The 23,387-nt window shown below is 56.1% G+C and carries 23 protein-coding genes and 1 pseudogene; 7 read left to right on the top strand and 17 right to left on the bottom strand.

Annotated elements, in window-relative coordinates; genetic code table 11:
• Nucleotides 1-639 precede the first annotated feature (639 nt).
• The 8 genes and pseudogenes from EXZ61_RS01195 to EXZ61_RS01165 all read right to left on the bottom strand — a co-directional run bounded on the left by EXZ61_RS01195 (nt 640) and on the right by EXZ61_RS01165 (nt 6,493).
• Nucleotides 640-1,164: a pilus assembly PilX family protein gene (locus EXZ61_RS01195; protein WP_142808350.1), complete on the bottom strand. Its 525-nt coding sequence runs from the start codon at nt 1,162-1,164 to the stop codon at nt 640-642.
• Nucleotides 1,165-1,178: 14 nt separating this feature from the next.
• A complete protein-coding gene (locus EXZ61_RS01190; protein WP_168224662.1) occupies nt 1,179-2,366 on the bottom strand; it encodes a PilW family protein in 1,188 nt (395 codons plus the stop codon).
• Between the two features lie 13 nt (nt 2,367-2,379).
• Nucleotides 2,380-2,709, bottom strand: coding sequence for a hypothetical protein (locus EXZ61_RS01185; RefSeq protein ID WP_237219049.1), 330 nt, complete (start codon nt 2,707-2,709; stop codon nt 2,380-2,382).
• 96 nt (nt 2,710-2,805) lie between these two features.
• A pseudogene (locus EXZ61_RS22540) lies at nt 2,806-2,865 on the bottom strand (hypothetical protein); the annotation flags it as partial.
• A 4-nt stretch (nt 2,866-2,869) separates the two neighbouring features.
• The gene (locus EXZ61_RS01180; protein WP_168224661.1) at nt 2,870-3,475 is read right to left on the bottom strand and encodes a GspH/FimT family pseudopilin; all 606 of its coding nucleotides are present in this window, start codon (nt 3,473-3,475) and stop codon (nt 2,870-2,872) included.
• Nucleotides 3,469-3,867: a type IV pilin protein gene (locus tag EXZ61_RS22535; RefSeq protein WP_425353636.1), complete on the bottom strand. Its 399-nt coding sequence runs from the start codon at nt 3,865-3,867 to the stop codon at nt 3,469-3,471. The genes EXZ61_RS01180 and EXZ61_RS22535 overlap by 7 nt, the downstream gene beginning before the upstream one ends.
• Nucleotides 3,868-4,155: 288 nt before the next feature.
• A complete protein-coding gene (locus tag EXZ61_RS01170) occupies nt 4,156-4,665 on the bottom strand; it encodes a hypothetical protein (protein ID WP_142808346.1) in 510 nt (169 codons plus the stop codon).
• 850 nt (nt 4,666-5,515) lie between these two features.
• Complete coding sequence (locus tag EXZ61_RS01165) at nt 5,516-6,493, bottom strand: sensor domain-containing diguanylate cyclase (RefSeq protein WP_142808345.1); 978 nt, start codon at nt 6,491-6,493, stop codon at nt 5,516-5,518.
• Between the two features lie 363 nt (nt 6,494-6,856).
• Between EXZ61_RS01165 and EXZ61_RS01160 the strand changes: the two genes are divergently transcribed.
• Complete coding sequence (locus EXZ61_RS01160; RefSeq protein WP_142808344.1) at nt 6,857-7,147, top strand: SemiSWEET transporter; 291 nt, start codon at nt 6,857-6,859, stop codon at nt 7,145-7,147.
• 40 nt (nt 7,148-7,187) lie between these two features.
• Here the strand turns inward: EXZ61_RS01160 and EXZ61_RS01155 are convergent, their stop codons facing one another.
• From EXZ61_RS01155 to purE, 3 genes are read right to left on the bottom strand one after another with little or no spacing between them, the layout of a single operon-like run.
• Complete coding sequence (locus EXZ61_RS01155; RefSeq protein ID WP_142808343.1) at nt 7,188-8,225, bottom strand: L-threonylcarbamoyladenylate synthase; 1,038 nt, start codon at nt 8,223-8,225, stop codon at nt 7,188-7,190.
• Between the two features lie 42 nt (nt 8,226-8,267).
• Nucleotides 8,268-9,467, bottom strand: a complete 1,200-nt coding sequence (locus EXZ61_RS01150; protein ID WP_142808342.1) for a 5-(carboxyamino)imidazole ribonucleotide synthase — start codon at nt 9,465-9,467, stop codon at nt 8,268-8,270.
• A complete protein-coding gene (purE, locus tag EXZ61_RS01145) occupies nt 9,464-9,970 on the bottom strand; it encodes a 5-(carboxyamino)imidazole ribonucleotide mutase (RefSeq protein ID WP_142808341.1) in 507 nt (168 codons plus the stop codon). The genes EXZ61_RS01150 and purE overlap by 4 nt, the downstream gene beginning before the upstream one ends.
• Nucleotides 9,971-10,097: 127 nt before the next feature.
• Between purE and trxA the strand changes: the two genes are divergently transcribed.
• Both trxA and EXZ61_RS22320 read left to right on the top strand, forming a co-directional pair.
• A complete protein-coding gene (gene trxA, locus EXZ61_RS01140) occupies nt 10,098-11,054 on the top strand; it encodes a thioredoxin (RefSeq protein WP_142808340.1) in 957 nt (318 codons plus the stop codon).
• Between the two features lie 228 nt (nt 11,055-11,282).
• Nucleotides 11,283-12,929 carry a methyl-accepting chemotaxis protein gene (locus EXZ61_RS22320; protein ID WP_281063816.1) on the top strand — a complete coding sequence of 549 codons (1,647 nt, stop codon included), beginning with the start codon at nt 11,283-11,285 and terminating at the stop codon, nt 12,927-12,929.
• Nucleotides 12,930-13,003: 74 nt separating this feature from the next.
• On the opposite strand, the gene EXZ61_RS01130 is transcribed toward EXZ61_RS22320, so the two are convergent.
• Complete coding sequence (locus EXZ61_RS01130; protein WP_142808339.1) at nt 13,004-13,618, bottom strand: glutathione S-transferase family protein; 615 nt, start codon at nt 13,616-13,618, stop codon at nt 13,004-13,006.
• Nucleotides 13,619-13,716: 98 nt separating this feature from the next.
• Here EXZ61_RS01130 and purB point away from each other — a divergent pair, with 98 nt between their 5' ends.
• Together purB and EXZ61_RS01120 are read left to right on the top strand one after the other, a co-directional pair.
• A complete protein-coding gene (purB, locus tag EXZ61_RS01125) occupies nt 13,717-15,096 on the top strand; it encodes an adenylosuccinate lyase (protein WP_142808338.1) in 1,380 nt (459 codons plus the stop codon).
• Entirely contained in the window at nt 15,096-15,656 is a 561-nt protein-coding gene (locus EXZ61_RS01120; RefSeq protein WP_142808337.1) for a YaeQ family protein, read from the top strand. The genes purB and EXZ61_RS01120 overlap by 1 nt, the downstream gene beginning before the upstream one ends.
• A gap of 32 nt (nt 15,657-15,688) precedes the next feature.
• Here the strand turns inward: EXZ61_RS01120 and EXZ61_RS01115 are convergent, their stop codons facing one another.
• On the bottom strand, nt 15,689-16,123 hold the full coding sequence (locus EXZ61_RS01115; RefSeq protein ID WP_142808336.1) for a DUF3717 domain-containing protein: 435 nt from the start codon (nt 16,121-16,123) through the stop codon (nt 15,689-15,691).
• A 364-nt stretch (nt 16,124-16,487) separates the two neighbouring features.
• On the opposite strand from EXZ61_RS01115, the gene EXZ61_RS01110 reads away from it, so the two are divergent.
• Entirely contained in the window at nt 16,488-17,195 is a 708-nt protein-coding gene (locus tag EXZ61_RS01110) for a TerC family protein (RefSeq protein ID WP_142808335.1), read from the top strand.
• 71 nt (nt 17,196-17,266) lie between these two features.
• On the top strand, nt 17,267-17,617 hold the full coding sequence (locus EXZ61_RS01105; protein WP_142808334.1) for a phage holin family protein: 351 nt from the start codon (nt 17,267-17,269) through the stop codon (nt 17,615-17,617).
• On the opposite strand, the gene EXZ61_RS01100 is transcribed toward EXZ61_RS01105, so the two are convergent.
• The 4 genes from EXZ61_RS01100 to EXZ61_RS01085 form a co-directional block, all read right to left on the bottom strand.
• Nucleotides 17,588-19,087 (bottom strand): M48 family metalloprotease, encoded by a 1,500-nt coding sequence (locus EXZ61_RS01100; protein WP_237219048.1) that lies wholly within the window; start codon nt 19,085-19,087, stop codon nt 17,588-17,590. The genes EXZ61_RS01105 and EXZ61_RS01100 overlap by 30 nt on opposite strands.
• Before the next feature lie 366 nt (nt 19,088-19,453).
• The gene (locus EXZ61_RS01095) at nt 19,454-19,984 is read right to left on the bottom strand and encodes a pilin (RefSeq protein ID WP_142808333.1); all 531 of its coding nucleotides are present in this window, start codon (nt 19,982-19,984) and stop codon (nt 19,454-19,456) included.
• Between the two features lie 189 nt (nt 19,985-20,173).
• The gene (locus EXZ61_RS01090; protein ID WP_142808332.1) at nt 20,174-22,594 is read right to left on the bottom strand and encodes a GspE/PulE family protein; all 2,421 of its coding nucleotides are present in this window, start codon (nt 22,592-22,594) and stop codon (nt 20,174-20,176) included.
• On the bottom strand, nt 22,591-23,382 hold the full coding sequence (locus EXZ61_RS01085) for an MBL fold metallo-hydrolase (protein WP_142808331.1): 792 nt from the start codon (nt 23,380-23,382) through the stop codon (nt 22,591-22,593). The genes EXZ61_RS01090 and EXZ61_RS01085 overlap by 4 nt, the downstream gene beginning before the upstream one ends.
• Between the last annotated feature and the right edge of the window lie 5 nt (nt 23,383-23,387).

Here is a 23,387-nt window from a genome sequence, read left to right as displayed (position 1 = left end):
TCGCTCATCCGCCCTGCCAGTCGGCCCAGAGGTGGGACCTACAAGCACACGGCGCCAAGTGCCCCCTGTAGAAGACACGCTCGCTGCGGACGTATCAGTGACATTGCACGGGGCGGTATTGTAGGTGTACGCCGGTGGGGAACTTGTAGGCACAAAGTAATAGTAATAAGCTGGCTGCGCTGGGTCAGCCACTGCGGTAACTACGTTTTGAACGGTTTTTTCATCGTGGGCCCTAAAGCTAGTGCTAAGGTTCACCGTGATGCTGGGATCTATGAAATAGCTGTAAGGCGCGCTCGTAAAACTCGGCGTCGGCATTGCTGCATTGGCGGCATCCTTGGGCACGGTGTACGTTCGGTTGCGGTTGTAGTACAGCGAATTGCATTCGCTAGACTTGTAGCCAATAGATTGCTTGGCGCCCACAACCTCCAACTGATCCGGCATATGCGTCCATGACATTGAGTTAGACGTATCCAGCATCAACATGATATTGGGCGATGCACCGCCAGTGCTAACCCCAACCAGCGGCACACTCGCTATTTCGGTTGTTTGTGCATATGCTGTCCCAACGGCCAAAGCAAGCGAAACTGGGACCGCTATGCGGGCCAGAGCCCTTGAAAAATAGGTGTTCATAAACAGCCCTCAATAAACCATAACTTGTATATAACTTAGCGTGCTGCGAGGCCCGAGCACTCTTGCTGTAATGCGGTAAAAGGGCGTTTTTATGGCTCCTTGCGCATTCTGATTTTGAGTCTTGGATCCGCCGGTCGATGAGTTGCCCCATACACATTCTTGGCCAGTAGCAGACAAGCTACCTGCTGTGCTGCACATCCGATGGATGACGTAGCTCACCGCATTGCCCGTACCGTCATCGGCGCTTGCCAGAACAGAGTTACCAGCAGTGTCCCAGTCATACTTTGTAGGGTCAAAGCCCACCGTCCAAACCGGGAAATAACCAGCCGTCGCATCCGTCGCTGTCAACTGCGTAGGCGTTCGGGTCAACAACCAAGCCCTCGCAACCTCCACTCCGATGTCACCAACCGAAGTTGCGTTGCGCTTAAACCCAAGGTTGCCAACGATCTCCAATGTGCGATTGTTCGCGTGAAACATTCCTGCAATCGCAAGCAACATGATTGTCAAAGTGACCATCACGACTAATAAAGACACCCCACGCTGCCTTTTCATTGGTTTCGCCCCCACAATGCATTGCGCAATGGCACAACACTTTCTGCCACCGAATATCGATACCGCCGCCAGTTAAGTGGGCTATCTGGGTTGGTGTCTGCCGCACCGCCTATGTCCGTCATGACGAAACCGCCTCCCATCCATGCGGGACTTGCAGTAGTCACGTTTGCCGGCTCGTAATTACGGCTGCGCGTTAATATTGCGTAACGAATAGCCAGCACCCGGGTCCAATCTACCGCCGCACCACTCAGGTCTGGCCTGTGGGTCTCATCCGGGTTGTACCATTCATCTGCACCAATGCGGCCGTCGCCATTGAGATCGTAACCATATTGAGCCTGCAGATTAACAGCGCCTTCCGCCACCTCGCGTGCCCGTGGCGTTGGATAAACACCGTCAACTGGCAATACGCTAAACCGCTGGAGGGCAGGGTTTTGTGCACTATTTGGGCTGGCAGTTGAGATTCGCCACTGATTTGCTTGAGGGGCCGGTCCGAGGTTAAACGCAGCAATAAACTCTATCCCCGTGACTCCACCAGCCTGGTTAAATACAGGGGTACTTGTAGTGCCTGCTGGCTTGTAAAAACTCTGATACGAGGTGGTGTCGTGCCCAAACGCTTTATCTGTCAACACGACAGATGAATCGGTGGAGGTGACTTGAACAATCCGACAATCAGTAAATCCACTGTTACCTAAAATCACGACGTCGCCATTATTGAAACCTGCCCGACTGCTCACCTTTGTTACATTGAATGTAGATCCGCCTAATACAGCTTCTGAGGCCACTCTGTAGTCAGAATTTCCATACAAGGTGACGATTTGGTCTGATGCACCATCAATACCTCGGATGATTTGCACCCCAGTTAGGCGTAAGCCACCAGTACCAGTGGGACTCAATACTACTGAATTGTTGGCACCATTGACAGTGGCAGTGCCGGAGATTGGACATCCCGCACCACCCGAAATCGTTGAATTAGCCGCGCCAAATCCTTGGCCAGATCGCTTGATGTCTTGCTCAATGGCAAACGCGGCGAGTGCAACAGTTGATTGCAAATCATTTGTAGACGACACAGTACGATTTTGCTTGACCCAGTTTGCGTAGATCTGAGCTACCGCAATCGCGGTTATGAGCCCAATGACCAAACTGACCATTAATTCGATCAACGAAAAGCCAAGCGAACGGCGCATAGCACCTCGGGTGCTAATTGACATATGAGCGCAAGACATATTGACGCGGAGCCGCATCGCCGCTGGACTGCCAGCACAAGGTGATGGTCACTTGGTTGTTTGCAGTTGTATCTACAAGAATTTGCTGCATCGCAGGAGTAGATCCCGGGAGTTTCCCGGCACCGGATGTAACGTCTGACACCCAAGCCGTCACCAAGTTGTTGCTCGAGGCGGCACCAGCAAAGTTGCAGGCTTGCTCTGTCCCGGTGAGATGTGCAAAATTCTGTAATGACAAAGCAGTGGCCGCTGGGGTCGTTCGATCCACATTGAGCCACATCGTATTCAACATGGATTCTGCGCGCATAGCTGCCTCGCTTCGTATTTGCACATCCGCCTGATTGCTAACAACCACACCCATTGCACTCACTACCCCGACAACCCCCAACAAAAACAACGCTACGGCGACAAGTACCTCTATCAAAGTACCGCCATGTTCCCTAGGGCGTATATGGTCTCTCATTGTGTTAACAGCTTCGGTTATCTGTTAGAGGTTGATTTGGCTCACACAACCTGGCCTGTCCGCCTGGACTCACACGAACATCAAGACAGCGCACGGCTTCCGTCAAAAGACATTCCGCATTTTGAGTTATGTGTCGAAACTGAACCTGCACGGCAGTCGCACTGGTCGTTTCACCAAGTCCATTGAACTGAATACTGGTAACGCCACCTGCATTGACCGTAACTTTTGTGCCGCCAGCTTCCGCGGCCTGTTTCGAATCGAGCAGCGCATATGTACCAGCAGGTGCCGTATTGGGTGCGCGTATAACCCAATTGGTGCCGCTAGTGGAGCCTGATATGGGCGTGTCAATTGCCTCCATGCTTCCACCCGCCGGTGTGGGCGGTACATCATTGGTCAATACCAGTTCAACAATCCGATTGCGGCGGATAGCTTCTGCTCTGGCCTTTTGAACTGCCGAATAAAACAATTCAGAGGTAGTCCTCAGGCTGTTATTTGCGGCATAAGCAGAATAACTAGGCACAGCAACCATCCACAAAAGACCCAATATTGCCAAGACCACAATAGCTTCTATCAAAGTAAAGCCATTGTTCAAGCGTCTTCCGCTCAACATGACCCATCCTCTTTGGTGACCCAGCATGAACCAGTTTTGGTCCAGCCAGCGGGCACGGAATCCGTGGATTTAGAAACGACACCGCCAGCCAAGCTCAAACTGTAAGCAAAGCCAATCATGGGGCCTTGACCGGTTGCCGTTACTTTGTACGATGTGCTTTCCAACGTGGGGCAGGTATACACAAAGTACCTTGTGTCCGGTGGTTTCAAGGCAAGTGCATTCGTACCACAGGCAGTGGCGTAGGAGCGGTTATCAAGAAATAGCTGCTCCAGCTTGGCTTGCATAGGACCAAGGGTGGCTAACGCGTCCGCAATGCGACCTCGCTTTACATACTGCTGGTAGCTAGGCAAAGCTATTGACGCCAAGATCCCGATAATGGCGACAGTTACCATCAACTCAATCAACGTAAACCCAAGAGATCCTCGCAACGGAGCAATCCGAGCACCGCCGCCTAAGCAATTACGTTTATACATGTCAGTTACCAAGTGTTCGTTACATCGCCCTGCGCCAGCGAATCAATCCATTTTTGCATCGTGCAAACATAGAATTTGGGGTCATCATAGTTAAGAGAACCGCATTGGTGACGCCAACAGACAAGCGTGCGTTTTATTCAGACTAGCGGCGCACCTAGATAGAAACGAATCACAGCAAACCCGACTTTGTAAAGTCTGGACCTATTGCTAGAGATTGATTAACTTTTGATAAATAGCCACGAGTTCGGTATTCAGCGCTTGTCGCACAAAGGGTGCCAGAGCTTGGATGTCTGTCTCACTAATTCGGGCGCCTGCCATTGCTTCGTTTACACACTTAAGCAGCGCTTGAGGGCTAAATGCAGCCAAAGACAAAGCGCCGCAACTCCGGCTTTTCGCTTGGAGGCTCTGGAAGGCCCTATCACTCTCTAGCATCGAGGAATCGATCTCGCCTGCAATACTAAATTCAAACGAAAAACCGCTGCCGTTCACTTCCGACCTAGCACGCGCCATAGCAGCGCGCAAGACTTTTTCAAACTCGACCACTAAGTCACTGCTGCTCATTTTCAAAAGCAACATCAAATATCCTGTGTTCAGAGCAGCAACATCGGTCTCCATTTGACGCTGCATCCGACTCACCAAACGAGCAGCTATTGCGCTGGAATTCTGAATGAAAATTTCGGGAAGATTTTCAAGGGTCTTTTGAAAAGTGTTAGTCATCTATTCACATAAAGTTAAGGCTAAAGCCGATGAGAATCACTCAAACTTATGCATCATCTTGATTGACTGACTCATAAGTTTAGGTCTTGTTTTTTGGACGCACTTCCATACAAAAAACGGCTGCTTTAGCGGTGGACCTCACTAACAAAAAATTTAGCTTTGAGCGCGGATACTTACCCTCGTAAAGTACCGGCCATCGGGCTACATCGGGATTGCAATGAAATGCATCTTTTGTAAAAGCGCCTATCAGCAGATCGCCTCGTTCGAGAAGCTGAACTGGTGACACAATTGTAAGTGGGCAACTTACAATTGCGGACTTTGACCAAAACAATTTAGTCTTATTCAAGCTTGCTTTGCAACATCTTGCATACAAAGAAATGCAAGTCCCACCACGCTTGCGACAATCTGTTCACCTTGGATGTTGCCTATGCTTTTGGCTGACTCCATTGCTTGTGCAGCCACCGTGTTCGCCACCGCCAGGTTTTGCAGCAGACGCTGCGTACCTTTCAAACCAAAGACGTCAGAGGTATTTCGTTGGCAATGTAGAGCGCTTTTTGTTTACAGGGTTGCCATGCAGCTGGCGTACGGGGTTTTAGTCGGTGCGTGGCACGTATTGGACGCAAACGCCATTCCCTTGACACTAGCGGGCACCCCCTTGTGATAAAGCTGACCCACCACGAAGTGTCGATTTCGCAGATCGAGTACACCGGGTACTAAGGGTACGCCTCCAGATCAGTGGCCCGCTCAAGGCGTATTGCCCAACCAACACCGAGAACAACGCTTGCGCCGCCCGCCCCGCCATTGAGGCGCTGGTGGATTGGGCGGCAAGAGATTGAACTTGCTGCTGTGGTTAAGGGCGCGCGTCGATGGGCAGATTGGCCTTGGGTGGCGTCTCAGCGTGGGGATGGTTGGCGGCGCGCCAAGCCAGTTGATTGCGTCCTAGGCTCTTAGCCTCATATAGCAATGCATCGGCTGCTTCAATCAAGGCATTGGGCTTCCAACCAGCTTTGGGATATAGGGTCGCAAGTCCAGCACTCGCGGTGACAAAGCGGCCCACCGGAGACTTGACATTAGGCAGCGCCAGTTCTCGTATGCCGCTGAGAAGCTGCTGTACAACAAGGTGCACATCTTCACTCGTGGAGCCCCCGAACACATACACAAACTCCTCACCGCCGTAGCGCGCAAAAAAGTCACTGGGGCGTTTTCGGTGCGCGCGCAGCACCTCGGCAACTCTTTCAAGACACTCGTCTCCCCGTTGGTGGCCATAGGTGTCATTGACGAGCTTGAAATGGTCAATATCAATCAAGGCCAAAGACAGCGGTTGGCCTTGGCGGATGGAGCGACTCCACTCAGAGTCCAAAAAGTCATTGAACGCTCTGCGATTCGGAATGTTGGTCAGGCCGTCTAGACGTGCTAATTGGGATACAGCCTCCTCCGCCTGCTTTCTCTTGGTAATGTCGCGGTGCGTGACCAAGTAAAAGTTTTCATCCAAATGCTTGAAGTGCTTGACGGTCATCATGAACCAGCGGAAAACGTTCGGGCCATGGCACGGGTACTCCAAGGTGAATGTCCCGCACCCGTCAGCCATCAATCGTCTGATCCCATGGAGAGCACTGACCCCAAAACCATCGCCCGTCGCTGCGGCTGCTTCACATACACGAAGGTAATTCACGCCATCCCACCCTACGGGGGTCATACACCCATTTTCCAGGCCGAAATCAACCCAAGCCTGATTCACGAACCGTATCAGACCCGTGGAATCCATCACCACAATTTGCTCGGAAAGCGAGTCAATGGTGAGCTTGAGAAAGCCATAAGAATCGATCAACTTCGTCCTCCCTGCAAAGACTCAATTTATATTTTGCAGGCTAGTGTTGACCTTTACCTCGATAAGGTCAAGTTGGCGTGATCGTCGCGCTCTCAGTCATCCCACTGCGTTTGGCGGATGTTAGCCTCTTTAGAGTTTTTTGGGCGATGGTGGAAGACATGCAATTTCCACCGTTGAGAAAGCGAGGTCTTCACTCAGCGCCCACGAATCTAGGGTTTACACCTAGAATTCAGCCTCCCCTCCAAACTTAAGCACCATGGCCCGCGTCTGAGGGGCGCGGTGACGACCTACCGCTCCTCCCGTGGGCTGGGCGTCTTGCTGTTTGCGCTGATTTGTTTGCCCCGTTCACCCAGGATTTTGTCCATGCTTTTGACTGACGCCATTGGCTATGCCGCCGCCGTGCTCACCACCGCCAGCTTTTTGCCGCAGGCGCTGCATACCTTTCAAACCAAGGACGTCCGAGGCATTTCTTTGGGCATGTACAGCGCGTTTACTTGCGGGGTGGCCCTGTGGCTGGCCTACGGAATTTTGGTCAGCGCCTGGCCCGTGGTGGGGGCCAACGCCATTACCCTGACGCTGGCAGGCGCCATTCTGGTGATGAAGCTGCGCTACCACGAAGAGCCCATCACGCAAATCGAGCACACCGGGGACTAAAGGCAGTCCACCCGGCGTGCATGCCGTAATGGCGGCAGCTTTAAGCAGCCGCGCGTTGCAAGCGGTCGCGCACGCCGTCCCAAGCCAGCCCGTCTGGCGGGGTCTCCACCCAGATCAGTTGCACGCCCAAGGCATCTAGTTCGCGCAGCACAGAGAACAATTCATGCGCTGCAGGCGCGGCGTCATTAGGCATAGTGCGTTGGGTCACGATGCCGGTCACCACCTTGAGCGGCGCCCGGGCATACACCGCAATGGTGGGGCCACGGGCGTCGGGGGCGCTGGCGGGCAGCATGTCGATGGCGGTTTGCAAGGCCTTGGCGTCCATAAGGCGCACGCGGGCATTGGGCGCGTAGTGCGACTCCAAGGTTCCAGAGGCCCGTGGCGCTTGACTAGACTGCGCCTCTTGCTCTTCTTTAGATAGCAATCTGCGGCCACACGCCGCCTCCACGTCGGCACTGGTGATAGACCCCGGGCGCAGCAACACGGGTGCGCCGCGGGTGCAGTCGATGATGGTGGACTCAATGCCCAAGGTGCACGGTCCGCCGTCCAGAATGAGCAACTCATGGCCCATCTCGCTTTGCACATGGGCCGCTGTGGTGGGGCTCACGCGGCCAAAGCGGTTGGCGCTGGGTGCGGCTATGCCCCACACCTCGGTCTGGCCCTGTGCCGGATGGCGCAAGGCAGCCAACACCGCTTGCGCCGCCGGGTGCGCGGGGCAGCGCAGGCCAATGGAGTCTTGCCCACCGGCAGCGGCAGCGCCCACGCCCGTGCGCCGGGGCAAAATCAGCGTGAGCGGGCCGGGCCAAAACGCCGCCATGAGTTGCTTGGCAAAGGCAGGCACTTGCTGGGCGTAATGGGCCACGCCCGACATACCGCCGTCTAAGGCCGCCACATGCACGATCAGCGGGTGGTCCGCCGGGCGCCCTTTGGCAGCAAAAATTTTGGCCACAGCCTCATCACTGCTTGCGTCTGCGCCCAAGCCATACACCGTCTCCGTGGGCAGGCCAATCAGGGCTCCCGCCCTTATGGCGTCTGCGCAAGAAGCTATGGAATCAGGAGCATTTGAGGCAACAATCATGGGGGCTATGAAGGTATGACGGTGGTGGGCGGGCGGTGCGGCTTAAAACGCCTCAATGCCCAGAATAGCCGCAGCTTGCAGCGCGGTGGCGCGCACATCGGCGGCGCTGGCACCGGTGAAGGTAAGGTGGCCCATTTTGCGCCCCTTGCTTGCATTGGCTTTGCCGTACAGATGCAAATGCGCACCTGGCAAGGCCAGCACTTGGTCCCACGCAGGCACGCCGTTGGCCGGCCAAATGTCGCCCAAGAGGTTGAGCATGACGGCGGCGCTGTGTTGGCGCGGTGGGGTCAGGGGCAGCTGCGCCAAGGTGCGCACTTGCAGCTCAAACTGCGAAATATCGCAAGCATCCAAGCTGTAGTGGCCGCTGTTATGCGGGCGCGGTGCCATCTCGTTGACCACCAAGCCGCCCAGGCCTTGGGCTTGGGGGTGGCTGTCGTCCAAAACAAAAAACTCCACGCACAACACGCCCACATAGCCCAAGCCTTCTGCTATGGATTTTGCAGCTGCTTGCGCACGCTGGGCAAGCGCTGGGGGCAGATTTCCCTCATAGACCTCAGTCACAGCCAAGATGCCATCGCGGTGCAGGTTGCGCTGCACGGGCAGGTGCACGCATTGGCCGTCGGCGCCACGCGCCACGATGACAGAGCACTCCAGCTGCAGGGGCAACATTTTTTCAAGCACGCAGGGCACTTGCTGCATGCTGGCCCAAGCCTCTTGCAGCTCGGCGCGGGTGCGCACGCGGGCTTGGCCCTTGCCGTCATAGCCCATGCGGGCGGTCTTCAGAATGCCGGGCAGCAGGTTGTCAGGCACGGCGTCGAGCTGGGCCTGGGTTTCGATCACCGCATAGGGCGCGCAGGGCACGCCGCAGCGCACAAAGTGGGCTTTCTCCGCCGCGCGGTCTTGGGCAATGCCCACGGCAGCCGCGCTGGGGGACACCGGGCGGCTGGCGGCCAATTGGGCCAAGGCCTGGGCGGGCACGTTTTCAAATTCGGTGGTGATGGCCACGCAGCGTTCAGCCAATTCTTGCAGGCCTGCGGGGTCGGTGTAGCCGGTTTGGATGTGGTGGTGGCTCACCCGGCCCGCCGGGCTCAAAGCATCGGGATCGAGCACAGCGGTGAAGTAGCCCATGGTTTGCGCGGCATGCACAAACATACGGCCCAGCTGACCACCACCCATCACGCCCAAGGTGAGTTCGCGGGGGCCCTGAGCAGGCGTGGTGCCGGGTAACAGGCGCTGGCTCATACGGACTCTGCGCCGGTAATGGGCAAGGCCATGGCGCGTGCGGCTTCTGTTTGCTCAGCCCGAAAAGCGTCTAGCTTGGCGCGCAAAGCCGGGTTGTCGTTGGCCAGCATGGCTACCGCAAACAAGGCGGCATTGGCGGCGCCGGCTTGGCCAATGGCAAAGGTGGCCACCGGAATGCCTTTGGGCATTTGCACAATGCTGTGCAACGAGTCCACGCCGCTTAAGTGCTTGCTAGCCACGGGCACACCCAGCACAGGCACGGTGGTTTTGGCAGCCAGCATGCCCGGCAAATGGGCCGCGCCCCCGGCGCCCGCAATGATGGCGCGGATGCCACGGTCGGCCGCTTGCTCGGCATAGGCAAACATATCGTCCGGCATGCGGTGGGCCGACACCACTTTGGCTTCGAAGGCGATACCAAACTGTTGAAGAATCTGAACCGCGTGGTGCATGGTGTCCCAGTCGGAGCTGGAGCCCATCAACACGCCAATGTGGATTTGCGGCATGGCAGGTGGTGAATGTGGTCGGGAGGCTGGCAAAATCGCCTGCAGTGCCACAATTTGCATTGCGCACCGCGCGCCGAAAATTCGGCGTGGTGCTTGAATTTTACTTTTACACCCTGAGTTAGCCAGCATGATCAATGTCACCATCGAAAACTTCGACGCCGAAGTGGTTGCCGCCTCCCACGAAACGCCTGTGTTGGTGGACTTCTGGGCGCCTTGGTGCGGGCCATGCAAAGTCATAGGCCCCATCTTGGAAAAGGTGGAGCTGGCCTATGAGGGCCGCTTCAAACTCGCCAAGATTGACTCCGACGCTGAGCCCCAACTGAGCCAAGCCTTTGGCATTCGCAGCATTCCCACCTGCGTGCTGATGGTGGGTGGCAAACCGGTGGATGGTTTCCAAGGCGCACTGCCTGAGAGCCAAATCAAAGCGTTTTTGGACAAGCACCTGCCCTCCCTGGACGAGCTGGAAGCCGAGGCGGATGCCGAAGACGCGCAAGCCTTGGCCGCTGCGGGCGACACCCAAGCCGCGCTGCAAAAGCTTTTGGAAGCGCTGTCCATCAACCCCGCCAATGACGACGCGCGCTACGACTATGTGCGCCTGCTGATTGAGAGCGATCTGATTGACGACGCTGAGGCCGCCTTGGCGCCCGCCTTGACCCAAATTCCACGCCAGCTGCGCTTTGAAGCGCTTGAGCAGTTCATCAATGCTATTAAATTTGTAACATCTGACGCCCGTGGTACGTGGGCTATCGAGCAATTTGATGCCTTGATTGCCACCAACAAGCGCGACTTTGACACCCGCTTGGCCAAAGCCCGCGTGCTCATGGTCGGCGGCGACTGGACGGGCGCGATGGAAGAGTTGCTGGAAATTGTGATGCGCGACAAGGCCTGGGGCGATGCGGTGCCACGCAAAACCTATGTGGCTATTTTGGAGCTGCTCACACCGCCCAAGCCCAAGGCTAACCCTGCGGATGCAGGCAAGACCGCCGGTGGCATTGAAATCGCGGGCAAGACCGTGGTGGAGCAAAACCCGCAAGCCCAACTGGTGGCCACCTACCGCCGCAAGCTCAGCATGGCGCTGAACTGAAGCCTGGTCGGCCGCTCTGCTCAGCGGGTCTAACTGAAGCACTCCGCGCGAGTGCTTTTTTTGCGGGCATACCTTGGCTTTGCTTCTGCTGCGCTGCAGCATGAATTCTCATTGTCATGCATTTAAGTTTGCAGTATCGTTTGCCGACATCTAACGAATAGATGGCCTCTGTGCGGAACACCCCGCACCCATCGGTGGACGCAGTTGCGCAAACTTGGAGAGCTACCCGTGAAAATTTCGACCCGCCTCTTTTCACTTCTGGCCCTGATGTCTCTGTTACTCATTGCCGTAGGCGGTGTAGGTTTGGTGGGTATTGCCTCCAGCAACGCCGCTTTGAAGTCTGTGTACGAAGACCGTACGGTCGTGGTTGGGCAATTGGCCTTGATTCAGCGCAATTTGCTGACCAGTGCAAACCTTATTGCCTCAGGTGCTTTGGCGTCATCGCCAGACGTGGCCGCCGATGCCAGCCGACAGATTGACGCTCTCTCTGCCAAGACTAAAAAGACTTGGGAGCAGTACACCGCATCGCCAAAGTCTAGCGACGAAGCCGACGAAGTGAAGAAGTTTGGTGACGCCTATGCCAAGTTCCAAACAGAGGCTTTGGTTCCCGCAGGTGCCGCGCTTACGGGCGGCAACACCATGCAACTGCAGATGATGGTGAACTCTGAGTTGCCACCCCTATTCAAGGCGGCCAACGACAGCTTAGAGGCCTTGATCAAGCTGCAACTGGTGGAAGCTCAAACCGAGTATGAGTCCGCAGCTTCGCACTACACCACCATCCGCAACACCTCGATCGGCGCAGTAGTGTTTGGTCTCGTCGTAGCGGCGGTAGTTGGTGCCCTGCTGATACAAGGCATTGGGCGCTCACTGCAACAGGCGTCTACCTTGTCGCAAGCTATCGCTGAGGGTGACTTGACCGTAAGTGTGGACGTAACAGGTAGGGACGAAATGGCGGTGCTGCTGGGCTCTTTGATGGACATGAAACAGGGCTTGTCTAAAGTGGTGACCAATGTGCGCCAAGGTTCTGAGGCCGTGGCCAGCTCCAGTGCAGAGATAGCGCGTGGCAACCAAGACCTGAGCGACCGCACCGAGCAACAAGCCAGCTCGCTGGAAGAAACCGCGGCTTCCATGGAGGAGTTGGGGTCTACGGTGAAGCAAAACGCGGATAGCGCACGCCAAGCCAATCAACTCGCCATGAGTGCCAGTACGGTGGCTATTCGCGGGGGTGACGTAGTGAGTCAGGTGGTAGAAACCATGAAAGGCATCAATGAGTCATCACGCAAGATTGCCGACATTATTGGCGTGATTGATGGAATCGCGTTCCAAACGAACATTTTGGCGCTGAACGCGGCGGTAGAAGCCGCCCGTGCTGGCGAGCAGGGCCGTGGGTTTGCCGTGGTGGCCTCTGAAGTGCGGTCTTTGGCCGGCCGTTCCGCAGATGCTGCCAAGGAAATCAAGAGCCTGATCAACGCGAGTGTTGAACGGGTTGAGCAAGGCAGTGCCTTGGTAGACACAGCTGGCAGCACCATGACCGAGGTGGTGAGCTCTATCCGCCGAGTGACGGACATCATGGGCGAGATTAGCGCTGCAAGCTCAGAGCAAAGCGCAGGTGTGTCCCAAGTGGGAGAGGCCGTCAGCCTGATGGACCAAGCAACGCAGCAGAACGCAGCCTTGGTCGAAGAAATGGCCGCAGCTGCAAGCAGCTTACAGTCTCAGGCCGACGACTTGGTCCAAACAGTGGCGGTGTTCAAAATCGATGGCGGCAGTGATCGCAGTGCAGTCCCCCGTCTGAGCCACCCAACCAGCAGCGCCGGCGAACCGGGCATGGCGGCCAAGTTGTTGGCCTTGGTGAACCCCACTAAACGACTGAGTTGAGCTCCACAGTTCAGACAAAAAAATAGCGGCTTGCGCCGCTATTTTTTTGTCTTCCATGCTCTGGCGCAGCGTGTTTAAGCCGGCACGGTATCTGCGAAGCTAGGGCGCTGTTGAAGCTTTTCGTAGAGGCGTTGTAGGTTGGGATAGTCTGTGCGCCAATCAATCTGGGCAAAGCGAAAATCCAAATACCCCAAGGCGCAGCCGACCGCAATGTCAGCCAAGGAAAGATGAATACCGGCACAGTAAGGCTTGTCACCCAGGCCGCGCGACATGGCCTTCAATGCGGCATGGATCTTCAGCATTTGACGATCAATCCATGCTTGGCTGCGCTGGGCCTTGGTGCGCCCAGTCCACGTGGCTTCTAGGCGAGCCAAGATGGAAGCGTCTAGCAGTCCGTCAGCCAAGGCTTCCCAAGTTTTGATTTCGGCGCGCTCACGGCCCACACTGGGAATCAGTTTGCCAACCGGGGACAAAGTGTCGAGGTACTCCACGATGACCCGCGAGTCAAACAGTGCCTCTGCGCCCTCCATCACCAAACAGGGCACTTTGCCTAGGGGATTGGACTCCGCGATGGAGGTGTCGGCAGCCCACACATCCTCTGCCACAAAGGTGTAGTCCAGCTTCTTTTCGGCCATGACGACACGCACTTTGCGTACATAGGGACTGGAGGTTGAACCGAGTAATTTCATGTGAAGTGTGAAGTTGCAAACAGGGGGCCATTCTAGCCACTAGGGTAAACCAGAGAATGCTGTGTGACTAACGATAGCGCACAACCTACAATCTGCCTATGACTTTTTCCGCCATTTCCGCACTTTCACCACTGGACGGCCGTTACGCCCCCAAGCTCGCAACCTTACGTCCGCTCATGAGTGAGCAGGGCTATATGCACCGCAGAGTGCAAGTGGAGGTCGCTTGGTTTATCAGTCTGAGCGACGCAGGATTTGAAGAATTCAAGCCGCTGACCCCGGGAGCGCGTACTTACTTATTGTCTTTGGTGAAGAATTTTTCAGAAGCGGATGGTGAAGCTATCAAGGCCATTGAAAAGACGACCAACCACGATGTGAAGGCCGTAGAGTATTGGATTAAGTCCAAGTTTGACGCCCGACCCGAGCTTACTGCCGCAGGTGAGTTTGTGCACTTTGCTTGCACCAGTGAGGACATCAACAACACCAGCCATGCGTTGCAGCTCAAAGCAGCGCGCGAGTTGGTATTGCTACCTTCGCTCGATGCAGTGATTGCCAAGTTGCGCACCATGGCCCACACTTTTGCTGATGTCCCCATGTTGAGCCGCACGCATGGGCAAACAGCCAGCCCTACGACAGTTGGAAAAGAGATGGCGAATGTGGTGGTGCGGCTGAACAACGCACGGGACCGCATTGCTTCCATCAAGATGATGGCCAAGATGAACGGCGCGGTAGGCAATTTCAACGCCCATTTGTCCGCTTGGCCAGAGTTTGACTGGGAGGCTTTTAGCCGCAAGGTCATTGAATCACCCGAGCCGCTTGGCTTGGGCCTGACCTTCCAGCCCTACAGCATTCAAATTGAGCCTCACGACTATATGGCTGAGCTGTTTGATGCCGTGGCGCGCACCAATACTGTTTTGATCGACTTGGCACGTGACATCTGGGGCTATGTGTCTTTGGGCTATTTCAAGCAAAAGCTCAAGGATGGCGAAGTCGGCTCTAGCACCATGCCGCACAAGGTGAATCCCATTGACTTTGAGAATGCCGAAGGCAACTTGGGCTTGGCCAACGCCTTGCTGCGCCACTTGAGTGAGAAGCTGCCCATTAGCCGCTGGCAGCGTGACCTGACCGATAGCACTGTGCTGCGCAACATGGGCGTGGCCCTAGGCTACGCAGTATTGGCCAACCAATCGCTGCTCACGGGTTTGAACAAGCTGGAGATCAACGAATCTGAAATCGCAGCCGACCTCGATGCGTCGTGGGAAGTGCTGGCCGAGCCCATTCAAACCGTGATGCGCCGGTTCGGCCTGCCGCAACCCTACGAACAGTTGAAGAAGTTCACCCGTGGAGCTCCTATGACGCAAGCGTTGATGCAAGGGTTTATCGCTAACCTCGCCATTCCGGAGAGTGAAAAAGCACGCCTCATGGAAATGACGCCCGCCAGCTACACCGGCAAGGCTGCGGAATTGGCTCGGCGCGTCTGATGGCTATCAAATCGACGATTTTCAAAGCCAACCTGCAAATCGCAGACATTGACAACAGCTACTACGCAGACCACGCGCTGACCTTGGCGCGCCACCCCAGTGAGACCGACGAGCGCATGATGATTCGCTTGGTCGCGCTGGCGCTGCAAGCCCACAAGCTGCAAAGTGTGTGTGGTGGAGACGGTACCTTGGCGTTTGGCGCAGGGTTAAGCGACCCCAATGAACCCGATGTGTGGCTGCGTGACTTCACTGGTCAAACCCGGCTGTGGATAGAAGTGGGGCAGCCCGAGGACAAGCCCATGCTCAAAGCCTGCGGCAAGGCGGACGAGGTGGTCTTGTACTGCTTTAACCATGCAGCGGAAGTTTGGTGGAAGGGAATTGAGAACAAGTTGTCCCGGCCTACGAATTTGCAAGTATTTCGCATTCCGACCACGGCGTCACAATCCCTGATCCCCTTGGCCCAGCGCAGCATGCAACTGCAAGCCACCGTGCAAGAAGGTGTGCTCACACTGGGAGATACCGACCGCACGGTGGATATAGAACCCCTGCGCTGGAAATAGCCCTCCGCCGCCCATCCATGCTGCGTGTGCAGCTATTTTTTCAATAGCGCATCAGCAGCACCCTCGGCCGCCCGCTCGGTGTAGGTGGTAAACCGCCACGCCGTGGCTTCTAGGGTGATGCGCCGCCAAGTGGCCCGCTTGTCTGCAGGCCCCATAGCAATCCAGTGCTGCACTTCATGGAATGTACGGCCACAGCCCTTGCACAGTTCGTCCCCTTGACTGGTCGAGCAAATGGCAATGCACGGCGTGTCAGGCGTACTCTCATACCACTGCAGCCACGCATCCATGGCCGTGTCTGACATAGCGTTGGGCGCGACATCTTGCCGGTGTTCGTAGACCATGAGCGCGTACACAGTCGCCAAGGCCCGGGTAGGCGCACAGAGGCTAAACCCGTCAGGCGAAGGCATACGCGCTCGCCAGTAGTTGATAGCCGCCTCAATGTCCGTGATGTGAATACCTGTCGCCATGCGTGTGTTGTTGGTCGGCACTCTTGCCAAGTTGAGGCCCGGTAGCCATCTGATAAAGGGTGGGCATGATAGCGCGCTTGCGATACCCTTTCGTGCCGGTCACTAACCCTTTGAAATGTGGGGGTAAAGCCGCAAGGCATAGAATACCCCTACAAGTTGAAGGGGAGTAGCTCCTTTTGTTGGTGTGTCGTCAATACGGCGGGTCTGTGACCCTCCCGGCACATCAGAAAGCCAAGGCCTTGCAGGCCTCGTCTTTCGAGCAAGACCTTCGCCGTGCACCGGGCAGTGCAGCGCGCGAAGGTTTTTTGCCATCACGTTCCTATCTGCTTCGGTGTTGTCTAACACTGCATTTGAAGGATATACCGTGGAACTCTTTTCTGCCCCTTGGTGGTCGGCCCTGCTGGCCATCGTACTGATCGACTTAGTCTTAGCAGGTGACAACGCCATCGTTATCGCACTTGCGGCACGCCAGTTGCCCCCCCATTTGAAGCAAAAAGCGATTGTGTGGGGGACCGTGGGCGCTATTGTGGTTAGGTCAACGATGACCGTAGGCGTTGTTTGGCTGCTAAAGATACCCGGGCTGATGCTGGTCGGCGGACTGGGTCTGGTGTGGATTGCCTACAAGTTGCTCGCTGACCAGTCGGATGATGAACATGACGGACCAGCGGTGTACACCTTTTGGGCGGCCATGAAAACCATCATCGTGGCCGACGCGTTGATGGGCATTGACAACGTTTTAGGCGTCGCGGGTGCTGCCCACGGGTCGTTTGACTTGGTCATCATTGGCTTGGTGATTAGCGTGCCCATCGTAGTCTTCGGCAGCACGGTCGTTTTGAAATTGGTGGAGCGCTTTCCCATCATCATTCAGTTGGGCTCTGCAGTGCTGGCGTTTACGGCTGCAAAAATGATTGTGGCGGAGCCGTTTTTGTCAGGTCTCTTCGGAACACCTAGCGACCCCGGCGACACCCTGCAAACAGCTGCCCGCTGGGGGGTGTACACCTTGGCTGTCGCGGGCGTTTTGTTGGCGGGCTGGCTGGCCCAGCGCAAAGGCGCGGCCCAGCCATCTGCTTGATACATGGGTTGCCGCTGGCTGCAACCAGCAAGTCACCACATGGCATCCGCACGGGTGCTATGCTTTGACGCATGAAACTTCTTGCTAAATGGTTGCTGAGCGCGGTCGCATTGTTGGCGGTAGCCCATTTGTACAGCGGTGTCGACGTGCAGAGCTTTGGCTCTGCCTTGATTGCCGCCTTTGTGATTGGCCTCTTGAACGTGTTTTTGCGGCCGGTGTTGGTCGTACTGACATTGCCGGTCACGGTGGTCACACTTGGGCTTTTTTTGTTCGTCATCAATGCCCTGATGTTTTGGTCCGCGGCGGGCATTTTGGACGGCTTTCACGTGCGGGGCTTTGGTGCCGCGCTGATTGGCTCTTTGATTTACACCGTGCTAGGCATGGTGATTAACTCAGCGCTCGACCGCTTGTTCTCGAAGTAAAGCCTCAACCTGTCGGGCTCGGCTGTCGACAATAGACGCCTCAAAGTGATCCGCCCCGCCGGTGCCTTGCCGTGCCAACTCCTGCGCTGCTCTGAACCGCGCTGCCGCGCCTGCGTAATCGAGTTGCGCCACGTTGGACTCAGCCTGCGCCCGCACTGCAGCCACGGCGCGACCTTGGGCAGAGTAGACACTTGAGAGCACCTGCCACACCCATGCATCGCGGGGGTGTTCGGCAAGCCACTGTTGGAGGGGCTCCGCCAGTCCGGTGGTGCCTCCCGTTTGCAACTGGGCTTGGGCAATCAGCAGCATTTCAGCCCGCCCTCGCTGATGCGCTTGGTTCGCACTGACGCCCCCACCGGTGGGCACTGCATTGAGAACCACCAGCGCCTTAGCGCCTTGCCCTTGGGCCAAGGCCAACTCAGCGGCCAGTAGCCTGACCAGTCGCGCAGCGCTAAGGTCAGCGCGCGTGAGTTCGCTCAACAGCGCCAAGTGCTTCTGCGCTGCAGCGTAGTCGCGCAGCTTGATCGCAGCCAAGCTCGCGCCGTACAAACTTGCACTTTGCTGGTAGGCACTTTGTTTGTTGAGCACGCTGCGGTCAGTCAGCGGCTCCCAGGCGCGCAACGCGTCGATCTCTGTGTTCGACACAACCCGTGCTCTGGCTGACACCATGGCCTGGGCAAGGTCGGTAGGGGCGGCTCTAGTTGCCAAGCTTGCGGCCCCATCCGGCAAGCGCAGTTGCATATCAGAGATTCGCTCAGTCGTTACAGGGTGACTGCGCAAATAAGGAAAATCACCCGCATCATTCAAGCGAGACGCTTGTTGCAGCTTTTCAAACATGCCCACAAACCCCTGCGGCGCAAAGCCCGCCTGGGTAAGCACGCTGTAGCCCACCCGATCCGCCTCGCGCTCCATGTCCCGTGAGAAGTTGAGCTGCGTTTGCGCACCGGCGGCCTGGCCACCGACGATCAGCGCATTGGCAGAGCGCGGGTCTTTGCTGGCCGCCAGCAAGCCCAAAATCATGGCCCCCATGACCCACGGTGCTTGCCCCGCTTGGCGAGACATCATGCGGGAGATGTGGCGTTGCGTGACATGGCTCAACTCGTGCGCCATGACCGAGGCCAATTCGTCGCGACTGCTCACCACACCCACTAAGCCCAAGTGCAGGCCCATATAAGCCCCTGGCAGCGCAAACGCATTGACCCTGCGGTCACGCCCTAGCAAAATTTCCCAAGCGTACGCTTCGTCCAACTCCGGCGGCAGTTCGCCCCGCTGCCGCGCGGCACTAAGAAGCGGCTGCCAGATGGCTTGGACAAACTCCATGATGACGGGGTCATCAATGTAATCGGGGTCGCGGTACAGCTCCCGGGCAATGCGGTCGCCTAGTTTTCGTTCGGCGGCGGGCGACATTGAGCTGGTGTCGCCTAGGTTGGGGAGGACAACATTGGCGCTGCCCATACTCTGATGGGGCATCGGCTGCGATTGCGCTGCTGCGCCAAACAACAACACTACCACTATGAAAAACAGAGCAGCATGTGCTCGTCTAGTATGGGGTAACAGCACTTTCATTCCTAATTTGCAGCTATGAACCATGTACGCCGATCGACCCTTTACAGTGCCTCTGATGCCACCCAAGCCATGGGGTAATTTACTGCACACGTGGAACACGTCATATCAGGAGTACCAGCCTCGCAGCTCTGCAAGGGAAGTTGTCCCCTTTGCTAGATGGTAGCGGCCGCATTCCCAATTTTTTGGCCAAAAAAAAGGACGTGATGCACACGTCCTTTTTTAACCTCAAATCAAAGCCATTCGTGGCTTTAATTGATCGTTGAAATTCAATTAGACTGCGCCTTCGCTGCAGGTCTTAGGACGAATAGATGCGTTGACATTGGTAGTGCAAATCCAGCTACCGTTAGCTGGGTCATAGGTAAAGCGAATTTTTTTACCCGTCAGCTTATCGGCTACGCCTGTGGCGCGGAATGTTGCTGTCAATGCGCAAGTTGTTCCAACAACAGAAGCTTCAATTTTCTCCACGTATTTACCCGACAATACGACATTATTTTCAACTGCCAGGGCTCCAGCGATTTTTGGGGCCACGTAAGCTGTAGTGACAACGCCGTTACCATCCTTAACTTCAGCAACTTCTGCCACAGACTTATCAGTGCTGCAAGCTTGAGCCAAGGCATTGTTGGACAAAGCTTCAGAGGTTGGAATCTTCAAACCCGCCAACAAGCTCACGCCTTCAGTCGCTTGTGCGCGTGAGGTGTAATCTTGATACGCAGGCAATGCCACGGCGGCCAAGATACCGATGATCGCAACCACGATCATCAATTCGATCAGGGTAAAACCCTTTTGCATAGAACGCTTCATTTGAAACTCCTTGAGATGGATAGAAAGAAAGACTGACCCAACTAATCAGCAGCATTCGTGCCAGCTTTATTCAGCCCCGATACCGCCCATAAGTCAGCCAAATGGCCTGCAAATATCGCTTTTGCGTGCCTTAAATTGGCAGAGTCACTTCAGCAACCTGACACTTTTGTCACCCCAAGGGCTTGCACCTTACTTGATGCACACCTGCCGAACCATTTTGATGTCGGTCAAACCCATCATGACTTTTTCCATGCCGTCCATCTTGAGGGTGCGCATGCCGCCTTCTACTGAGGCAGCAAATAGCTCTGCCACCCGGGCGCGTTCTTGGATCAAGCGTTTGATGCCATCGTCCGCAATCAGCAACTCATGCAAGCCTATGCGGCCTTTGTAACCAGTTTGGTTGCATTTGGCGCAGCCTACGGCGCGGTAGAAGTGCAGTTTGCCTTCTTGGCCGTAGCTGGTCTGCCAGCTTGCCATGAGCTTTTGCGCTTCGCCAACGTGGTCGCGCTTCCAGGCGACGCTGTGGCGGAGTTCTTCGGCGTACTCCGCCGCGAATAGCGTAAGTTCTTCGGCGTCGGGCACATAGGCTTGCTTGCAGTCACAGAGCTTTTTGGCCAAGCGCTGGGCCAAGATGCCCAAGAGGGCGTCGGCAAAGTTAAACGGGTCCATGCCCATGTCTAGCAAGCGTGTGATGGACTCTGGTGCCGAGTTGGTATGCAGGGTGGAAAACACCAAGTGGCCGGTAAGCGAGGCCTCCACGCCCATGGCCACGGTTTCTTTGTCGCGCGACTCACCCACCATGATGATGTCGGGGTCGGCACGCAAAAACGCCCGCATGACCAAGGCGAAGTCAATGCCCGCTTTGCGGTTGATTTGAACTTGGCGCAGGCCTTTTTGCGTGATTTCTACCGGGTCTTCGGCGGTCCAGATTTTGGTGTCTGGCGTGTTAAGGTGTTTGAGGATTGAGTGCAGCGTGGTGGTTTTGCCAGAGCCCGTGGGGCCGCACACGTAGAACAAACCATAGGGTTTTTCGATGGTGCGAATGACACGCTCTTTGTTGTGGGGCGTGAGGCCTAGCTTGTCCAGCGGTATGGGCTCGCCCGCCGCCAAGATACGCATGACCACATCTTCAACTCCGCCTGCCGAAGGAATGGTGGCAACCCGCAGCTCAATGTCCAAGGGACCGTACTTTTTGAACTTGATTTTTCCGTCTTGCGGCTTGCGGCGCTCTGAGATGTCTAGGTCGCACATGATCTTGAGGCGTGTGACCATGGCCTGCCTAAAGTGGGCCGGCACTTCCACATACGGGACCAAGGTGCCGTCAATGCGAAAGCGGATGCCAGTCTTGAACTTACCCGGCATGGGCTCGATGTGGATGTCAGACACCTTTTGGTTATAGGCATCAATGATCACCTTGTTCACAAACTTGACGAGCTCATTGTCGGCCGCGGCAGACTCTAAGGAGTCGTCGTTAGACCCATCATCAATAGGGCCGCCGTCCATGTCGGCCAACAGTTGGTCAATGGTGCTGCTGTCTGCTGCGCCACCAAACAACTGGGCTAAGGTTTCTTGAAACTCGGTTTGCGTGGTGACTCGGTAGGCAAATTTGGTGATTCGCGGGAACACCTGCGGCACCACGCGTGAGCCACGCACGGCTTCTGGGTCCACGCACATGATGACCAGCCCCGCAGGCGACTCCTCCAAGGGCACCCAACCTTGTTCGTCAATGAACTCTCGCTTAAGCGCACCGTGCAGTGTTTCGGAACGGATGCGGCTAGAGACAAAAGGCTCGTACGGCACGCCAAAGAACTTGGAGAGTGATGGCCCAATTTGTTGTGGCTTGATTTTGTACTGCGCCATCAGCAGGTGCTCTACATGGGTGCCCTCGTTGCGCGCGTCTTGAATGCACTGGCCCAGTTCGGCGTCGGTCAGAATGCCTTCGGCTACCAAGCCATCAAACTTGGTCGCTTTTTTACGCGCCCCCTCTTCCGCTCGCGCTGCGCGCTGGCGCATGGCGGTTGCCAGGGTTTTGCACAGTTCAGTGACACCATCGACCTCTAGGTCTCCAAAGGGCTCATCGCTTTTGCTGTTGATGACCTGCAGTACGCCATGCAGCCTGTCTCCGTCCAAGATGGGGGCTACCAGCATTTGTCGGGTACGGTAGCCTGAGCGCGTATCCACCAGCTTTAAGAAACTGAGCGAAGGATGAATTTGCTTGAGCGCTGCATCGTCGTACACATCAGCTAAGTTCAACGGTGCGCGGCTGAAGGCTGCGTAGCCTGCAATGCTTTGGGGGGTAATCGGGAGCTTGAGGTCGCTGGTGGTGTTAAGGCCGGTTTTTACCTTGGAGACGATGGACGCCCCATCAGGGCTCACCGCGTAAAGCGTGAGCCGGTCGGCATTGAGCAGTTTGCAAATGTCTTTACTGGTTTCGAGCATGATTTGCTCGATGTTTTCCGTGTCGTGGATACGGGCGGTGACATGGTGCAGTTGCCTATAAAACAAGGCCTCAAAGGTGACGCCGCGTTTTTTGGAGGGCAACTTTTGCGACTCGTAAAACGCGAGTTCCGCTGCCTTGGCTGCCACGGCTGCGGTTTTGGTGTCGCTCATAGTTCGAACTCCTGGCCAGCACGCAACCAGCGAATATCGTGGCTCACATGCGCGCCCATGGGCTGGGTTTGGTCAAACCGCTGAATTTCGTTCATGATTTGCTCGGTTTCAGCCGGCTTGGTATGGGTGATGTAGATGGGGAACTGCTTGCCTGGTGCAATGCAGTCCAACTCTTGCGCTAAGGCGCGTGGCGAGAGATGCAGGCTGTCTTCGGCCAGTTTGCTTTCACGGTTGCTAAACGCTGTTTCGATGACCAGCATGGACACATCGAGCTGATTGAGGCGCTGCCAAAGCGCAGGGTTCTTTTCTGTATCACCGGTGAACACCCAGTACCCTTGCCCTTGGCTGATGGCAAACCCTGCTGCAGGCACCGTGTGTACGGCGGGGAGCACTTCAATAGTTGTAGCACCCAGTTGCAGCGTTTGCCCAATAGTGATCTCGCTAAAGCGTATAAACGGTGCGGCGACCGAGGGAATTGCGCTGAAGTCAGGCCATATGACGTTGTTAAAGATATGGGCTTTCAAGGCGGCGATGGTGCCAGCCAAGGCGTGGATGGTCACGGGCTGTTGGCGTTGCGACGCAGTGGCATCCACCATCAGAGGCAAGGCTGCGACATGGTCCAAGTGCGAATGCGTGAGCAGCACATGGTCAATGCGGCGCATTTGCTCCAAAGTGAGATCTCCCACACCCGTGCCAGCATCCACCAAGACATCATCCCCGACCAAGAACGACGTGGTTCGGCAGTCTTTGGCTATGGCACCGGAACACCCCAACACGCGTATCTTCATAGTTT

Source organism: Rhodoferax aquaticus (genome assembly GCF_006974105.1).
In the GTDB taxonomy this organism is placed as follows: domain Bacteria; phylum Pseudomonadota; class Gammaproteobacteria; order Burkholderiales; family Burkholderiaceae_C; genus Allorhodoferax; species Allorhodoferax aquaticus_A.
This window is presented reverse-complemented; position numbering and strand designations above follow the sequence as displayed.

Excerpts from the sequence above, each read along its gene's own strand:
- EXZ61_RS01160 (WP_142808344.1), top strand. The coding sequence starts at position 6,857 with ATGCTTTTGACTGACGCCATTGGCTATGCCGCCGCCGTGCTCACCACC.
- EXZ61_RS22535 (WP_425353636.1), bottom strand. The coding sequence starts at position 3,867 with ATGGTAACTGTCGCCATTATCGGGATCTTGGCGTCAATAGCTTTGCCT.
- EXZ61_RS01180 (WP_168224661.1), bottom strand. The coding sequence starts at position 3,475 with ATGTTGAGCGGAAGACGCTTGAACAATGGCTTTACTTTGATAGAAGCT.
- EXZ61_RS01185 (WP_237219049.1), bottom strand. The coding sequence starts at position 2,709 with ATGCGCGCAGAATCCATGTTGAATACGATGTGGCTCAATGTGGATCGA.
- EXZ61_RS01170 (WP_142808346.1), bottom strand. The coding sequence starts at position 4,665 with ATGACTAACACTTTTCAAAAGACCCTTGAAAATCTTCCCGAAATTTTC.
- purB (WP_142808338.1), top strand. The coding sequence starts at position 13,717 with ATGACTTTTTCCGCCATTTCCGCACTTTCACCACTGGACGGCCGTTAC.
- trxA (WP_142808340.1), top strand. The coding sequence starts at position 10,098 with ATGATCAATGTCACCATCGAAAACTTCGACGCCGAAGTGGTTGCCGCC.
- EXZ61_RS01085 (WP_142808331.1), bottom strand. The coding sequence starts at position 23,382 with ATGAAGATACGCGTGTTGGGGTGTTCCGGTGCCATAGCCAAAGACTGC.
- EXZ61_RS01095 (WP_142808333.1), bottom strand. The coding sequence starts at position 19,984 with ATGAAGCGTTCTATGCAAAAGGGTTTTACCCTGATCGAATTGATGATC.
- EXZ61_RS01130 (WP_142808339.1), bottom strand. The coding sequence starts at position 13,618 with ATGAAATTACTCGGTTCAACCTCCAGTCCCTATGTACGCAAAGTGCGT.
- EXZ61_RS01090 (WP_142808332.1), bottom strand. The coding sequence starts at position 22,594 with ATGAGCGACACCAAAACCGCAGCCGTGGCAGCCAAGGCAGCGGAACTC.
- EXZ61_RS01120 (WP_142808337.1), top strand. The coding sequence starts at position 15,096 with ATGGCTATCAAATCGACGATTTTCAAAGCCAACCTGCAAATCGCAGAC.
- purE (WP_142808341.1), bottom strand. The coding sequence starts at position 9,970 with ATGCCGCAAATCCACATTGGCGTGTTGATGGGCTCCAGCTCCGACTGG.
- EXZ61_RS01190 (WP_168224662.1), bottom strand. The coding sequence starts at position 2,366 with ATGCGCCGTTCGCTTGGCTTTTCGTTGATCGAATTAATGGTCAGTTTG.
- EXZ61_RS01150 (WP_142808342.1), bottom strand. The coding sequence starts at position 9,467 with ATGAGCCAGCGCCTGTTACCCGGCACCACGCCTGCTCAGGGCCCCCGC.
- EXZ61_RS01105 (WP_142808334.1), top strand. The coding sequence starts at position 17,267 with ATGAAACTTCTTGCTAAATGGTTGCTGAGCGCGGTCGCATTGTTGGCG.
- EXZ61_RS01155 (WP_142808343.1), bottom strand. The coding sequence starts at position 8,225 with ATGATTGTTGCCTCAAATGCTCCTGATTCCATAGCTTCTTGCGCAGAC.
- EXZ61_RS01115 (WP_142808336.1), bottom strand. The coding sequence starts at position 16,123 with ATGGCGACAGGTATTCACATCACGGACATTGAGGCGGCTATCAACTAC.
- EXZ61_RS01100 (WP_237219048.1), bottom strand. The coding sequence starts at position 19,087 with ATGCCCCATCAGAGTATGGGCAGCGCCAATGTTGTCCTCCCCAACCTA.